General features: G+C 35.3%; 12 protein-coding genes and 1 tRNA gene. 6 read left to right on the top strand and 7 right to left on the bottom strand.

Going from position 1 to position 15,766, the window contains the following annotated elements; all coding sequences use genetic code 11:
* Positions 1-9: 9 nt before the first annotated feature.
* The 4 genes from HHU12_RS02510 to HHU12_RS02495 form a co-directional block, all read right to left on the bottom strand.
* Positions 10-1,890: a 7TM diverse intracellular signaling domain-containing protein gene (locus tag HHU12_RS02510; protein ID WP_169654687.1), complete on the bottom strand. Its 1,881-nt coding sequence runs from the start codon at positions 1,888-1,890 to the stop codon at positions 10-12.
* A gap of 191 nt (positions 1,891-2,081) precedes the next feature.
* Complete coding sequence (locus tag HHU12_RS02505) at positions 2,082-2,408, bottom strand: HesB/IscA family protein (RefSeq protein ID WP_169654685.1); 327 nt, start codon at positions 2,406-2,408, stop codon at positions 2,082-2,084.
* 78 nt (positions 2,409-2,486) lie between these two features.
* Positions 2,487-4,526, bottom strand: coding sequence for a M3 family metallopeptidase (locus tag HHU12_RS02500; protein WP_169654683.1), 2,040 nt, complete (start codon positions 4,524-4,526; stop codon positions 2,487-2,489).
* A gap of 90 nt (positions 4,527-4,616) precedes the next feature.
* Positions 4,617-5,189 carry a YqgE/AlgH family protein gene (locus HHU12_RS02495; protein ID WP_169654681.1) on the bottom strand — a complete coding sequence of 191 codons (573 nt, stop codon included), beginning with the start codon at positions 5,187-5,189 and terminating at the stop codon, positions 4,617-4,619.
* Between the two features lie 416 nt (positions 5,190-5,605).
* On the opposite strand from HHU12_RS02495, the gene HHU12_RS02490 reads away from it, so the two are divergent.
* From HHU12_RS02490 to HHU12_RS02475, 4 genes are all read left to right on the top strand, one after another.
* A complete protein-coding gene (locus HHU12_RS02490; protein ID WP_169654679.1) occupies positions 5,606-7,843 on the top strand; it encodes an ATP-dependent helicase in 2,238 nt (745 codons plus the stop codon).
* 112 nt (positions 7,844-7,955) lie between these two features.
* Positions 7,956-9,053: a hypothetical protein gene (locus tag HHU12_RS02485; protein ID WP_169654677.1), complete on the top strand. Its 1,098-nt coding sequence runs from the start codon at positions 7,956-7,958 to the stop codon at positions 9,051-9,053.
* Positions 9,053-10,039, top strand: coding sequence for a YpdA family putative bacillithiol disulfide reductase (locus tag HHU12_RS02480; protein ID WP_169654675.1), 987 nt, complete (start codon positions 9,053-9,055; stop codon positions 10,037-10,039). The genes HHU12_RS02485 and HHU12_RS02480 overlap by 1 nt, the downstream gene beginning before the upstream one ends.
* The gene (locus tag HHU12_RS02475) at positions 10,040-10,750 is read left to right on the top strand and encodes an SDR family NAD(P)-dependent oxidoreductase (RefSeq protein WP_169654673.1); all 711 of its coding nucleotides are present in this window, start codon (positions 10,040-10,042) and stop codon (positions 10,748-10,750) included.
* A 115-nt stretch (positions 10,751-10,865) separates the two neighbouring features.
* Here the strand turns inward: HHU12_RS02475 and HHU12_RS02470 are convergent.
* Positions 10,866-10,941: transfer RNA gene (locus HHU12_RS02470), tRNA-OTHER, on the bottom strand.
* 936 nt (positions 10,942-11,877) lie between these two features.
* Here HHU12_RS02470 and HHU12_RS02465 point away from each other — a divergent pair.
* Together HHU12_RS02465 and HHU12_RS02460 are read left to right on the top strand one after the other, a co-directional pair.
* Positions 11,878-13,521, top strand: coding sequence for a sensor histidine kinase (locus HHU12_RS02465; RefSeq protein WP_169654671.1), 1,644 nt, complete (start codon positions 11,878-11,880; stop codon positions 13,519-13,521).
* Entirely contained in the window at positions 13,508-14,215 is a 708-nt protein-coding gene (locus HHU12_RS02460; RefSeq protein WP_044204205.1) for a response regulator transcription factor, read from the top strand. The genes HHU12_RS02465 and HHU12_RS02460 overlap by 14 nt, the downstream gene beginning before the upstream one ends.
* Positions 14,216-14,270: 55 nt before the next feature.
* Here HHU12_RS02460 and HHU12_RS02455 read toward each other — a convergent pair whose 3' ends face one another.
* Both HHU12_RS02455 and HHU12_RS02450 read right to left on the bottom strand, forming a co-directional pair.
* The gene (locus HHU12_RS02455; RefSeq protein WP_169654669.1) at positions 14,271-15,113 is read right to left on the bottom strand and encodes a class I SAM-dependent methyltransferase; all 843 of its coding nucleotides are present in this window, start codon (positions 15,111-15,113) and stop codon (positions 14,271-14,273) included.
* Positions 15,114-15,389: 276 nt separating this feature from the next.
* Positions 15,390-15,766: transposase (locus HHU12_RS02450; RefSeq protein WP_205959760.1), on the bottom strand; the 377-nt coding region annotated here is incomplete at its 5' end.

Raw genomic sequence — 15,766 nt, 5'->3', positions numbered from 1 at the left:
CATTCTTTATCAGTCTTTCAAAATCAATTCCTCCCAGCCTTTGTGCTTCAGCTTCTCTTTAGAACCTAACTCCTCCGTCTTCACTTGCATGGTTTCTTTGATTTTCTTCGCAAACTTCCAGCAAGTGTTCTGTCTCATTTCCAAAATTTCTGAAAGCTTTGTTGATGAAATATCTCCATCCTTAGCAAATACAATAAATACCATATAAAAGGCTTTTTGGATAGGGAAGTGAAGCCTATGGAAAAGTGTTCCTGCTGTAACTGACTCGTTGTAATTACATTTTTTACATCTTCTACTGTTCACTCCTGCTCCTTTAGCATAAGTATCATTTTCGCACTTCTTACATTTGAAACCATTTTTCCATTTGATTTCTTCCAAGTAAGCATAACAGCTTTCATCAGAAGGGAACATTTTCTCAAATTCATCAAACGTCACTTCTTGCATCAAAACTCTGGCAGATTCTAATTGTTCAACATCTTCATGGAGCTGTTCATTCTCCACTTTAAGTTGAGCATTCATCTCTTGAATCTGTTTTCTATGTTCATTCAGCTGATCATTGACCCATTGCAATTCATCATTTTTAAGGGCAATAATTTCTTTTTGCTTTGCGATTTCTTCCGTCCTCTCCTGTACTTTATCCTCAATGATTTTCTCTCTGACCTGAAGGTTTTTAATCAATTGCCCTTGTGCCTGTTCCTTCTCCTCTTTCAGAATTTTGAAGCGTTGGAATTGACCTAATGTCATAAATAACCCCGTCAACAATAAGCCGACATTATAAGAATAGACTACTATGATGGCATGTGAAATAAAAATTTCATAAGCTCTAAGCACCTGTAATGAAAGACCAGCAATAATGACTAAATAACCTAAGAAGAAGTAAGTCACTTTCATTTCTGACCTCTTGATATCCAACAACATGTAGAAGAAGATGATGACAAAAGGAATCATAAAAGTTGGCATTTGCCATAGGCTATCATTAAATGACTTGAAGACTACAAAGTAAAATGTATTTAGCAAGGTGATCCCCCAAATGGTCAAATAAGTCTTGAATGATTTCTTTCTAATCTTCAAGACATTCATACTTAAAGCTACAATCGAAAGCATACTCAAAGTGGAGGAGTAACGCATCAGAATATAGTTCCAATGAGGATGATTGTCAAAAAGATATTGTGACGCCAGGTTATCTTCAGAAAGATCTATAAGGAAACTGGCTAGCAAGAAGGCCGTAATAAACAAAATATCCTTGTCCTTTAGTGTCAGCAACAGAAGAATAGTGGCGATAAGAAGACAAATCAGTATACCATAATTAATACCTAATAAGATGTACTCAGTGATGGAATAAACAAAAAGTCTGTTAGATCTACTCAACTTATAGAAGAGTACATTATTAAACTCACTATTGTATTTCAAGAAAATAGTAACTACTTCATCTTCCCCGGATTCTACCCCTGTAATTGGAAAAATGATATTCTTATGCTTGAACTTCCTTTTCCCAAAGTCATGGTCATAGCCACCTGTTTCCGCATAAATCACAGGCTTTTTCCCCACCTGAACATAGGCTTTGACGCTACCGACGTGACTGTCCGGCAATTCAAAAAACCATTGATCCATTCCCAGAGGTTTACCTTTAATCTGCAATTTCACCCAATAGCTTTTGACATCTTTTGAAAACAAAAGCATGTCTTCCTGAGGAGTTTGGAACTTGTCATCTGGGCCAATTAAAATATCTGATATCTCAGTATTATTATCAGGGTCTTCCAGCAATAGAATCTTAGAAGAGGGTATAAATACCTCATCTTCAAAAAATGGTATTTCAACTGGGGTTAACTGTTGCCCAAAAGTGTGAGTTGTAAGAAAAAAAGTAAATAATAATAGTAAATAATAATTCATAAATAATGTAAATCGAAACGCTGCTAGTTGATATAGTAATTTGATCAAAATCTTCTTGGTAAAAAGAAAATATTCTAATTAGGTAAATGTATAAATAATTTCAGTTTATTTAAATGATACAGTACCTTTTAAACAAAAAAAATAGCCATAGAACGTATTCTATGACTATTTTTTGTTTTAAGTGATTTTTCTTAAATGGAAAAACTCTCTCCGCAACCACAAGTTCTACTTGCATTTGGATTTACAAATTGAAAGCCTCTACCATTTAAACCATCAGAAAAATCTAATGTAGTGCCTGCTAAGTACAGCAAGCTCTTCTTATCTACGTAGATTTTCACACCTTTTTCTTCAAAGATGTCATCTGTGTCTTTTACTTCCGCATCGAACGTTAAGTCGTACATCAAACCAGAACATCCTCCTCCTTTTACAGAAACACGAACATTTTGATCATCTCCTCGACCTTCTTGTTCTCTTAGTTCAATAATGCGCTTTGCTGCTGCATCTGTTACATCTATCATAACTATATAATTAAGAAAGGATAACCTTTTATTTGTTCAAACAATTTTTGTGATATAAACAAAGGTACTACTTTTTTATTAGTTCAACAACCCGGCTCTTCTCAGAAGGGCGTCCACCTTTGGTTCTTCACCTCTAAAACGCTTATAAAGTTCCATTGGATCTTCAATACCGCCTCTTGATAAAATATTTTCTTTAAAGCTGCTTGCCGTATTCTTGTCAAAAATTCCTTTTTCTTTGAATAATTCAAAAGCATCAGCATCCAGCACCTCCGCCCATTTGTAAGAATAATAACCTGCCGCATATCCTCCTTGGAAAATATGTGAAAAGGCAACACTCATATTCACACCATCTACTTTCGGCAGTGTTTCAATTGCTGTTGGCTCCATGGCTTTCTCCTCAAACTGACTTACATTTGCCACTTTTCCATCATGCAACTGATGGTAAGACATATCTAATAAGCCAAAACTTACTTGTCTCAGTGTCTGATAACCTTCCAAGAAAGTAGATGACGCTTTGATCTTATCAATCATTTCTTGAGGAATTTTCTCTCCTGTTTCGTAATGGCTGGCAAAAAGATCTAATGCCTCTTTTTCATAGCACCAGTTTTCTAACACTTGAGACGGCAACTCTACAAAGTCCCAATACACAGACGTTCCTGTCAAGCTTTCATACTTTCCTTCCGCCAACATACCATGCAATGCGTGCCCAAATTCATGGAATAGCGTTGTCACTTCATTGAAAGTCAACAATGATGGTTTTGTTTCAGTTGGCTTTGTGAAATTACAAACAATAGAAACATGAGGTCTTTTTTCCTCTCCATTGTAAATTGACTGTCCTCTGAAAGAAGTCATCCATGCACCGCCTCTTTTTCCTGCTCTTGGGAAGAAATCAGCATAGAAAACCGCAATATGTCTTCCTTTACCATCTTTCACTTCATAAGTCATGACGTCTTCATGATACTTATCGATGTCGGTTCTAGCCTCGAAATGTAAGTCATAAAGTTTTGAAGATACCTCAAAAACGCCATTCAATACATTTTCCAACTTGAAATAAGGCTTCAATGCTTCATCATCAATAGCATATCTCTCCTTCTTCAATTTTTCAGACCAGAAGCCCCAATCCCAACGCTGCACTTCTTCTGCACCGTTTTCCTTTGCATAGTTAACTACATCCTCCACCTCTTTGTTTGCTGCAGGGTGTGCTTTTTGTTCTAAATCTGTCAAAAAGTCAACTACAGCATTCGGCGAAGGAGCCATTCTCTTCTCCAATACATAATCTGCATAATTTTCAAAACCTAACAATTTAGCTTTTTCATTTCTGTATTGAACAATTTCTTTTACGATTTCTTGATTATCATTTTCTCCACCATCAAAACATCTTGTTCCAAAAGCAGTAAACAACTCTTTTCTTAATGCTCTATTTTCAGCATAAGTCATAAAAGGAACATAGCTAGGGTATTGTAGAGTGAATTGCCACTTGCCTTCTTTACCCGCTTCTTTTGCTGTCATTGCCGCACCTTCTACCACAGCTTCTGGCAAACCAGCTAAATCTTCCTCCTTTTCAATCACTAATTCATAGGCATTTGTAGCCGCCAAAACGTGCTCTCCAAATGTCAATGAAAGTTTCGATAATTTTAAATCAACCTCTCTTAATTTTTCTTTGTCTTCTGCGTTTAATTCCGCTCCATTCAACGAAAAATCTTTATATGTTTTTTCTAACAGACGAGTATCTTCTACATCTAAACCTAGTGTATCTTTTTGCTCATAAACTGCCTTTACTCTCTCAAATAACTTCTCATTTAAAAGTATATCATTATGTAATGAGCTTAGTTTTGGAGAGACTTCTTGTGCTATTTTCTGAATTTCGTCATTAGTCTCCGCTGAATTCAGGTTAAAAAATATACTGCTGATTTTACCTAAAGTATCAGAACAATGCTCTAATGCGACCACACTATTCTCAAAAGTAGGTGCGTCTGTATTACTTTCTAATGCTTTTATATTTTCTTTCGCTTCTGCAATAGCGGCGTCAAAAGCGGGAATAAAATGTTCTTCTTTGATTGCTGAAAACGGTGCCGTTCCAAATGGGCCTGCAAAATTCTCTAATAGTGGATTGCTCATGTAAGTATTTTATTTGTTCAAAAAGATAGCCTTTAGCGTCAAAAATCACTAAAGGCTATACAATATCGTAGGATCTATTTTAAAAATCTACTAATTCATTCTAATATTCTTCGCGGCGTTGGCAAATACTTTATACTTTCCTCCCATTTCTTCAAGAGTATTTTTCCAAATATCGTCTACAGGTTCATCTAATATATGATTCAACCTAGCATTAGAAACCACCCACGAATCTTCTTTCAATTCCCCTCTAAGCTGCTGATTTTCCCAGCCTGCGTATCCCATAAAGAACCTGCAGTTGCTTTCATTCAGTACTCCTTGTGTATTGAGTTCTTGAATTTCCTCATAGTCACCACCCCAGTAAATGCCATCTTTCAATGGAACCGCGTTGGTGATGTCTTTAAACTTATGGATATAATGCAAAGTATCTTGTTCAACTGGCCCACCGACATAAATTGGACTATCTATAGCCAAACGTGACTCTATTTCTTCAATAGTCACCATAGAGGGCTTGTTGAGAATCAGGCCGAACGACCCTTTTTGTTCATCATGTTCACATATTAAAATCACAGAGCGCTCGAAGTTGCGATCCTTCATGAAAGGTTCTGAAAGCAGTAAATCTCCATTTTCGATAGGACGTTGTCCAAAATTGATAGTAAAATCCATAGTCAAAAGGGGGCTAATTCAAAGTCATCTATATTTCTTTAGAAAGTTTTCTTGTTTCGGTGTGAAACGATTCGTTCCTTAATTTCAAAATATCATCTAGAAAAGCAAAATGTATTTACATTAAATTGGAATAATACCACGTAATTCAAGGAAAATCACTAAAAATGCTGTTTCTAAAATTCTGAAAAGGTTCATTTCTCTGAAAATATTTTTAAGAAATTTTAAGATCGATTCTTTTTCACTGTACATTAATAACTTTTTATTGTCTTTTTTTGTTTAATACATCACCTAAAATGCTCAACAGTTTAGAGTTGACATTTATTTGTGCATCTTTTTAACGAAAATGAAGGTGTAATGTATAAAAATGTAACAAAGTGGTTGTAAATTCGCAATTCGAATCGCAGAAATAAAAAAGTATGGATTATTTAGAAGGATTAAACCCGCCACAGCGAGAAGCTGTTGTAAATATGGAAGGCCCAATGATGATTATTGCTGGTGCCGGATCTGGTAAGACGAGAGTTTTGACCTACAAAATTGCACACCTGATTGCCAATGGTGTTGAACCTTTCCAAATCTTATCTCTTACTTTTACCAACAAAGCATCAAGAGAAATGCGTGAGCGTATTGTAGAAGCTGTTGGTGATGAAGCGAAAAACCTATGGATGGGTACATTCCACTCAGTTTTTGCCAAAATTTTACGTTTTGAAGCGGATAAACTTGGGTATCAGTCCAACTTTACGATTTACGATTCGGAAGATGCCAAATCAGTAATCAAAAGTGTGGTAAAAGACTTCCGTCTGGATGATAAGCTATATAAGCCAAGTGTGGTATTGAGTAGAATTTCTGCGGCTAAAAATGACCTGATCTCATGGAGAGCCTACGAAGGGAACAATGACAGAAGACTAGAGGATGAGGCGACAGGAAGACCGAAGATTTTTGAGATTTATAAAGAATATGCGATCCGTTGTTTCAGAGCAAATGCGATGGACTTTGACGATCTTCTTTTTAATACCAATGTACTTTTCCATCAGCACTTAGATGTACTCAACAAATATCAGCATAAGTTTAAATATGTATTGATTGATGAGTTTCAAGACACCAACATCTCTCAGTATTATATTACAAGAAAACTAGCCGCTAAGAATAGAAATATTTGTGTGGTGGGTGACGATGCACAATCTATTTATGCATTTAGAGGGGCCAACATTCAAAACATCTTGAATTTTGAAAAGGATTACCCTGAACTGAAAGTCATCAAACTAGAGCAGAATTACCGTTCTACACAAACCATTGTAGAGGCAGCCAACTCTGTGATCAAGCATAATACAAATCAGCTTGAAAAGAATACTTTTACACAAAACGCTATTGGTGAACGTATTGAGGTGATCCGTTCTGCTACGGATTTGGATGAAGCAAAAGCTGTGGCTCAAAGTATTCAAACAGCGATGATGAGAGATCATATTCCAGCTCAGGACATCGCAATTTTATATAGAACCAACTCTCAATCAAGAGCACTAGAGGAAGCCTTGGTAAAACTGAGTATCAAAGCTCAAATTTTTGGAGGTCTTTCTTTCTATCAGAGAAAGGAAATCAAGGATATGGTGGCTTATTTGAAATTTGTAACCAACCCTAAAGATGAAGAAGCTTTTAAAAGAGTTATCAATTACCCTAAAAGAGGAATTGGTCCTACAACGGTCAACAATCTATTTGTAAAAGCAGCTGAAAATAAGCTGGGCATTTGGGATGTCGTGGCCAATGTAAGACGCTTCTTTGGTGGTAGAGTGGCTACGCAAGTGGAAAACTTTGCAAATATGATCAAAGTATTCCAAATGCAAATGGAGTCTAAAAATGCCTTCGAATTGGCTTCATTTATTGCCAAAGGATCGGGTATTTTAAAGGAACTTTATGATGATAAAACAGTTGAGGGTAAAAACAGATATGATAACCTTCAAGAACTTCTCAACGGTATTCAAGGCTTCACGGATGATCCTGAGAAGGAAGATAAAAGTTTGACGAACTACTTGGAAGAAATTTCGTTAATCACTTCAGCTGAAAAAGAAGATATGTCTGATGCCATTACTTTAATGACCATCCACATGTCTAAAGGTCTGGAGTTTGATTATGTATTTTTGGTAGGAATGGAAGAGAACCTTTTCCCTTCACAGATGATGCTGGAAACAAGAGCGGACCTTGAAGAAGAACGCCGACTTTTCTATGTAGCCATCACAAGGGCCAAAATTAAGCTGTTCATGACTTATGCCTTGCAGCGTTACCGTTTCGGTAAATCAATTATGTGCGATCCAAGTAGATTTATTGATGAAATTGCACCTCAATATATAAGCATGAAGAGAAGCAGTATCAATGATGACCTTGGCCCAGGCAATGTTCCAGGATTCTCTAATTACAGATCTTTGCGTCAAGCTCCATCCAACTTCACGAAAAAAGTTGTAAAACCTAAAGATGACCGTCCTTTTGTTCCTTCAAAATCAGATGAAATAAAAGATGGTCTTACAGTAAGACATATGAAATTTGGTGATGGTGTAGTAGAAAAAGTAACGGAAGAAGGTCTGGACCGAAGAGCTACAATCCAATTTGAGGAAGTAGGCAAAAAAACCTTGATTCTTACTTTTGCTAAATTGATGATCATAGAATAGTACACATCATTTTAGTGATTAAATAAAACCGTAACTATCTTTAAGTCTTCTAATAGCAACAGTTAAACTATTAGAAGACTTTTATTTTTGGTTGATCTACTATCAAACATATATGAAAATCTATTTTTTATTAATCGTACTTATCATTTTCAGCTCTCCTTTTCTACAAGGTCAGGACATCAAGGCGCCGCCTTACTTTTTAGAGTTTATGGAGAAAAACCCTAAAAAGTTCCATTTGACCTATCATGATACAGAGGGAAAACTGATTAAATGGAACGATGAACAATTATCAAATGTCAATGGTCTTGTGTACTGGCTTTTTACTTTGGAGTACGTAAGGCAAATTGAAAATAAAAACTTCTCCCCTACTGAAAGAGTTCCTTTGGTGGATGTGGCTCGTTTTGATGCTTCAAGCAATAAGATGAAAGTCTGGAATGACTATTTGACCAAAACGAGAAAACTGCTGAATAAAAAGGTGAGAATGAGAGAGATTGTCAGCGGTATCATCAATTTCGGTAACGACGCTAACGGTGATTATATGATCTCAAGACTTGGTGCAGATTCCGTAAAATCAGCCGTACAAACTTTTCAGATGTACAATACTACCGGCCTTTTCCCTATTTCTTCAGCCAATATCTACATCCACAACCCTTACCAAATTCCACATCAAGAGTTTGTTGATAAAATTAAAAACCAGAATGCAAACGATTTTAGAAAAGATGCTTTTGCCTTATTTGATACACTTGCTCAAGATTCTTTAGGGGAAAAAATTGATACGTTTGAGTTTATTCCAGGCAAACATAAAGAATATGCCTCTTTGCTTTCCGATAAAATGCCATTAGGCTTGGTTTCTGATTTTAACCTTCTGATGCAGAAAATTAATGAGAGAACTTTATTTAAGGGAGGAATGGAAAAAGAATGGCACAAAACAGTAGAAGCACCACTCATGGCTTCCCCCATTATGCAGGAACGTTACAAGCATTGTGGAAGACTTGTTTATTCGACTGTAAATACGGTAGTGATTTCAATGTATGCCACTTTCCAGAATGGTAAGAAAGCACACCTTACTGCCACTTTTGAAGACTTAACAGAAACTGAACATATAGACCTCGCCCTCTCTATTAATGATTTTGGGTTTTCATTACTAGAAGACAAAGAATACTTGAAAAAGGTACAGGACAAGGTCAACTTTATAAGAATGAAAAAATAATGGAACAGCAAATATACGATTCACTGATTGTGGGTGGAGGTCCTATTGGAATGGCTTGCGGAATTGCCGCTAAAAAGCGTAACCTCTCCCATATCATTATAGAAAAGGGATGTTTGGTGAATTCACTCTACAACTATCCGGTGAACATGACTTTCTTTTCCACTTCTGAGAAACTGGAAATTGGTGACACACCTTTTGTTTCTCACAATCACAGACCGGTAAGAAGAGAAGCACTGGAATATTACAGAAGAGTACAAACGCTTTGGAATTTGAACGTGCACTTGTTTGAGGAAGTTTTGGGGATCAAAGCGACAGAAGAAAATGGAAAGTTGGTCTATGAAGTTTCTACAAGCAAAACGACCTATAAAGCCTACAGTATTACAATTGCCACCGGTTTTTATGATATTCCTAACTTAATGAATGTAGAAGGTGAATCACTCCCGAAAGTAAAGCATTATTATGATGACCCGCATTTGTATGCATTTACAGATGTAGCAGTCATCGGCGGGGCTAACTCTGCTATTGACGCCGCTTTAGAAACGTACAGAAAAGGAGCTAGAGTCACTTTGATTATTCGTGAGGAAGAAATCAATGATAGAGTAAAATACTGGGTGAAACCTGATATAGAAAATAGAATCAAAGAAGGAAGCATTCAGTGCTATTTTGAAAGCGAGGTTAAACAGATCAAAGAGAAGTCTATTGTGATTCAATCAAAAGGAAATGAAGTAGAAATTCCAAATGATTTTGTGCTGGCAATGACAGGGTATCAGCCCAACTTTGATTTCCTTTCTAAAATGGGAATTAGCCTTGCAGAAGATGAACTTAAAACTCCTGCTTATAATGCAGAGACACATGAATCAAACATTGAAAATTTATTTCTTGCTGGAGTAGTTTGTGGTGGAATGAGGACAAATACATGGTTTATTGAAAACTCAAGGGTTCATGCAGACATTATTTACGATACACTAATAGAGAGATTAAAATAGATGAGTACAGTTTTTATTACAGGTACAAGCAAAGGTTTAGGAAAAGGTTTTGCAACGTATTTTTTACAAGAAGGAAATCAAGTTTTAGGTTTCAGCAGAACTGAGGATACTGAATTAACAGCCCATCCTAATTTCAAACAAAACAACATTGATCTAGAAGATTTCGACGCTATTGAGCAGGTTGTGGAAAAAGCTCTTGAAGGGATTACTGAACTGGACCTGGTGATTCTTAATGCAGGTGTGCTCGGTGAGATAAAGTCAATGGTGGATGCTGATATTTCCAACATGAAAAATGTGATGGATGTGAACCTTTGGAGCAATAAAGTGGTTTTAGATACTTTATTTAAAAAAGGAATTAAAGTAAAGCAAGTTGTGGGCATTTCATCGGGTGCTTCTATCAATGGCAACAAAGGATGGTCAGGTTATTCTATTTCAAAAGCCGCTTTTAATATGATGATCAAACTATACGCCGCTGAGCATCAAGAAACACACTTCACTGCTCTAGCCCCTGGTTTGATTGATACAGGCATGCAGGATTATTTATGTGAAAAAGTAAACCACGAGGAGTTTCCAAGTATGCAGCGTCTGCAAGATGCTAGAGGAACACAGGCCATGCCAAACGGTAAAGAAGCTGGAAAGATGATTGCAAAGCTTATTCCTTCTCTTTTAAATACACCTAACGGAAGTTATCAAGATGTCAGAAAATTATAAACCAAAGCCATAATCTTGTATTATGGCTGTTTTATTTCATATTTAGACATAAAAAAAAGGCTCGTAAAACAAGCCTTCTTTTTCGCTATTTCTCATTGCTACTTTCTACTATGAGAACGAAATATGGGAATCGAACCCATCGCCTCAACTTAATAAATTAAGTTTTGCTCTGACCACTGAGCTAAAATCGTTGATTTTCTGAAGTATCTTTGAGGTCTTAGCCTTAATTGGTTAATACAATAATACAAACTTGAATTACTTAATTAAAGTCTTTTCCTTACTTGATTTGCTAACAAAATTAAATAGATACCAATAATAAATTCAAACCCCTATTTTTCAGCATTTTACTCCGTTAGGTAATACTTGTAAAAAATACTTAATATTTACCACTTATTCTTAATAGATTCTAATCAACCTCTTTTACAGCTAAATATAGAGCGATTTCAACCGATAGAAAAAGACATAAAAGGCGATTTAAATGAACACTTACTCACTTTTAATAGTAAAAAGAGACTGAAATAATCTTAAAAAAAATGCCTCTTTCATTTTATTCTACTTCAAGGAAAAATGCAACTCTGATGAATAATAGAGATATGAACAGATAATACTAAAGAAGGATGTACTTATTTTCAACTTGCAATAGCCCTGTCCTACATAAAGCACATCATCAAACATCACTTAATAACGACATACACTTTAGATATCATTGCTCACTACCTCAATAATAACGTATAGAAATACAAAACAACCTATTCCTGAGTCAGGCCCTCATTTATTTTAGAATATAAATGTAAAGTGTAAACAAAGATTATAAGTTTATCTCTCAGAAATAATAATATTGTATTGCATAATGATGATTATGAATAATAATATTGCAAAATCCCTTTATACCGAAACAAACAAAAAATAAGTATTTATTGTAGAATTAAAATAAGATTTGTTAAATACTAAATAAAATGTAAAACATTACTTTTATTTGCAGTGATCAATGTTACTTTTAACATATTGATTTTACAAATAAAAAATTAGTGTTTTCAAACTACTAAGAAAAAGAATAATATACTTTTAAGTTGTACTATAAGTAGATTATCAACAGTAGTATTTACTTCTTATCGAAAGAATATAATATGGCAAAAAGAAGGCTCATTACTATAATCACTTTGATGTGTATTGCAATGTTCGGATTAGCGGCACTCCAGTATTATTGGATCAAGGAAGCTATTCAAGAACGCAAAAGCCACTTCGAACAGGAAGTTGGTGAGCTACTTACCAATGTTGTCAAAAGACTTGAACAGCAAGAAGTTCTACAAGTAACAAAAAGATATTTAGATGATATTTCTGTTACCAACAGTGATATCAATGTAAGATACGATTCTGTAAAACAGGAAGCTTACTGGACTAGTAAACAGAACATTAAGATATCTCAAACGATCAGTTCTGATAAACTAGCCAAACAAGGCATAGCTTATAAAGTACAAGAAAAGGCGGAAATCAAGAAATCGGGCAAGGCCACTAAGACGATGCTTTCAAATATTGAAGGTTCAAAATATGGCATGAACGATTCTACCAATCAGCCTCAAGTAGTCAGCAATATCACATCGGATTCCACAGCCCGCAAAAGGCTGGACATTGCCATGGATTTGATCATGAAGAAGACAGACTTGGTCAATCAGGTGGTAAGTGAGATGATTCTGGCTGAGAATACTATGCTACAAGACCGTGTGAACTTTGAAATGCTTGATTCATTGCTGAGTCAGGAAATTGAGAACAAAGGTCTTAAAACGGTTTATGATTTTGCCGTTTTACAGAGAGAAGGCGATAGAGAAACGGTCATTATGAGCAGTAATGTGGAAAGAAACGCCAAAATAATTAAGAGTGCTTATCATGTCACTTTATTTCCAAAGGATCTTTTTGATAATTCTAACACTTTATATTTAGAATTTCCCCAGGAAAACAAGTTTTTGATCAGTAAAATGCGATTTGTACTCTTCTCCTCTTTAGGGTTTATTTTGTTAACACTTCTTACTTTCATATTTGCAGCTAAAACTATAATTGACCAGAAACGTATTTCAGAAATAACAAACGATTTCATTAGTAATATGACGCACGAGTTGAAAACCCCTATATCAACCGTGGCGTTAGCGACTGAAGCATTGATGGACCCAGACGTACAGAAAATGCCAAGTATAACAGGACGCTATCTCAGTGTTATAAAAGATGAAAATCAGCGTTTGAGCAGACAGGTGGAAAGAGTACTGCAGATTGCCAGAATTGAACGTGGCGATTTAAAACTCCGAAACGTGGATGTGGACATGAATAAAATAATGCAGGTTGCATATGAGAACACCTTGATCAAGATTGAGGACCGCGGAGGACAATTATCCTTCAATTGGGCAGCCGGTGAGGTAAATGTTAAGGGGGATGAGTTACATTTATCTAATATTATTTTTAACTTGTTAGACAATGCTAATAAATACTCTCCGGAGGCACCAAAAATTGACCTTTCAGCCATACGAAAGAAAGAAATGCTGGAAATTCATATAAAAGATGAAGGTCAAGGGATACCAAGAGAGCATATTAGTAAAATTTTTGATAAATTTTACAGAGTGCCTACAGGCAACGTTCACAATGTAAAAGGTTTCGGTTTAGGCCTTAGCTATGTCAAAAATATTGTCGAAGCACACAAAGGCAACATACGTTGTAAGAGTGAGCTTGGCAAAGGAAGTGAATTTATTATACAACTACCAATATCTGAAAATGGACAAGATTAAAATTTTACTTGCGGAGGATGATCCAAACTTAGGAATGTTACTTACTGAGTATTTAGAAGTTAAAAACTTTGATGTAACACGTACTCAAGATGGTGAGGAAGCATTAAGAGCGTATCAAGACGGTGATCATGATTTATGTATCTTCGATGTGATGATGCCTAAAATGGATGGTTATACTCTTGCAGAACGTATCCGTAAATCAGATGTGGATATTCCAATATTTTTCCTAACAGCGAAATCTATGAAAGAAGATACGTTGAGAGGATTTGAAGTGGGTGCTGATGATTATATCACAAAGCCATTCAGTATGGAAGAGCTTTTAGCTCGTATCACATCTATCTTAAGAAGAACAAAGAGTAAAACTGACTCAAAAGAAAAACAAACTATTTTCGAGATTGGTAAGTTTACTTTTGACTTTAATGCTCAAATGTTGAAATACAACGAAGACGGTCATGAGCAACGCCTTACTTCTAAGGAGTCTGCGTTATTACGTCTTTTAGCTATCCATAAAAACGAAATTATGGACAGATCTCTAGCATTAAAGAAAATTTGGTTAGATGACAACTACTTCAACTCAAGAAGTATGGACGTATATATTACTAAACTTAGAAAATTCTTAAAGCCGGATGACAACCTACGTATCGTAAACGTTCACGGCCAAGGATTCAAGTTAGTAGAATTAGGTGCTGAGTAATCCACACCAAAAAGTTATTTTGAGAGCCTCCATTTTTTGGAGGCTTTTTTTGTGCTTATAATTTCTTACAGCGTGTAAAATTCACATTATCGCCATTCCACATATCGCTTTCTGGAAGGATATCATTTCTAAAGGTGATAGATTGAAAACCTATAGGCTGTAATATTTCTAGAATGTCACTTTGGGAAAAGAAATGCGTCCAAAAACGGTAGATTTCGATTGTATCATCATCATAGATTGTATGTTGAGATAAAATTACTTTTTCTTGTTCATACAAAAATGATTCTGTCAACGCGACATAGGGAGTTCCCTTCCAAAAACCAGCCTCAGCAGATTCCCATTCCTTTGGAGATACTTTATCAGTATATTCTTTATCATTCAATACATCAAAAATAAAAGTACCACCCTGCCTTAAAGCTTTGAAGATTTTACGTAGCAACACCTCTCTCTCTTTAGGAATTAAAGCTCCTAGATCAGTATAAATTAAAACAATCAGGTCATATTTTTCTTCGCCTAGATCTATCTCTAGGTAACTTTTATTTTGATACTCAATCGTTAAGTTTTTGTCTTTCGCAGATTGAGAGGCATAATTGATGGAATTTTCTGAGATATCAATACCTCGTACATTATGACCTTCTTTGGCAAACCTTTCTGTATACAAGCCGGGACCACATCCTAAGTCTAGAATATCAAGTTTTGAAGTTCCATTTTCGTTCTTCAAAATCCATTGAACAGTTTTCTCAATGGTTGTTGATTTACGGCTCGCAAGATCTATATCAGGATTTAAATGAACTTGTAATAATTGCTGTGCAATATATGGATCGGTCCACATAAATGAAGACCCTTTTTCGTAGATTTCAGGCTTCCCTGTTTTGTTGATAATGGATTGTATTTTCATAAGTAAAATAATTTGTCTCTCAACAATTTAAGGACAATAATTTTAAAGAATAAAACACATCGCCCATTACAACATTTATTATTAAAAAAATAGATTAAAGTGCTAAGGCAAAAATAATTGATAACTAATTCATAATTATTTTTTGTGAGTACAACGCAAAAAAGCGTATTAATAGTGGTTCTATTCATAGTTTTTTTAAGGCAGTAATCGCAAAACAATAATTGGAATTAGTATTAAATACTTTTGTCTTAAGTATTGAGACATTTTAAAGTATAACTAAAAATGAGCTTTTGAAAATTGAAGAAACAACTGTTTACCAATGACTGAGCAGACTCTATCAACTGCATAGAATAAATTATCAACAGAAATATAGTCTTCAGGCTTTATCCAAGATTGTTTCATTTCTTTCCAAAGCCTTTCAATAATATTTAAGTGTGGCGAATAAGGAGGCAAGTAAAAGATATACAAGCCTCTTGTTTGCCACACTTTCAAGAGTTCTTTGACTTTACGTGCAGTATGAACACTAGCATTATCTAAGACGACCACTGTTGGCTTTCTAATCTTGATAGAAAGTTCATCAAGAGTTTCGATAATAAAAGAAGCACTTATATTCTTTTCCGAATTTCGATAGAGAAACTGATTTGTTCTTGAAA

The organism is Flammeovirga aprica JL-4 (assembly GCF_012844305.1).
GTDB classification, from domain to species: Bacteria; Bacteroidota; Bacteroidia; order Cytophagales; family Flammeovirgaceae; genus Flammeovirga; species Flammeovirga aprica.
The sequence above is the reverse complement of the archived record's forward strand: the minus strand, read 5'-3'. Positions and strand labels throughout refer to the sequence as shown.

Excerpts from the sequence above, each read along its gene's own strand:
- HHU12_RS02510 (WP_169654687.1), bottom strand. The coding sequence starts at position 1,890 with ATGAATTATTATTTACTATTATTATTTACTTTTTTTCTTACAACTCAC.
- HHU12_RS02505 (WP_169654685.1), bottom strand. The coding sequence starts at position 2,408 with ATGATAGATGTAACAGATGCAGCAGCAAAGCGCATTATTGAACTAAGA.
- HHU12_RS02500 (WP_169654683.1), bottom strand. The coding sequence starts at position 4,526 with ATGAGCAATCCACTATTAGAGAATTTTGCAGGCCCATTTGGAACGGCA.
- HHU12_RS02495 (WP_169654681.1), bottom strand. The coding sequence starts at position 5,189 with ATGGATTTTACTATCAATTTTGGACAACGTCCTATCGAAAATGGAGAT.
- HHU12_RS02490 (WP_169654679.1), top strand. The coding sequence starts at position 5,606 with ATGGATTATTTAGAAGGATTAAACCCGCCACAGCGAGAAGCTGTTGTA.
- HHU12_RS02485 (WP_169654677.1), top strand. The coding sequence starts at position 7,956 with ATGAAAATCTATTTTTTATTAATCGTACTTATCATTTTCAGCTCTCCT.
- HHU12_RS02480 (WP_169654675.1), top strand. The coding sequence starts at position 9,053 with ATGGAACAGCAAATATACGATTCACTGATTGTGGGTGGAGGTCCTATT.
- HHU12_RS02475 (WP_169654673.1), top strand. The coding sequence starts at position 10,040 with ATGAGTACAGTTTTTATTACAGGTACAAGCAAAGGTTTAGGAAAAGGT.
- HHU12_RS02465 (WP_169654671.1), top strand. The coding sequence starts at position 11,878 with ATGGCAAAAAGAAGGCTCATTACTATAATCACTTTGATGTGTATTGCA.
- HHU12_RS02460 (WP_044204205.1), top strand. The coding sequence starts at position 13,508 with ATGGACAAGATTAAAATTTTACTTGCGGAGGATGATCCAAACTTAGGA.
- HHU12_RS02455 (WP_169654669.1), bottom strand. The coding sequence starts at position 15,113 with ATGAAAATACAATCCATTATCAACAAAACAGGGAAGCCTGAAATCTAC.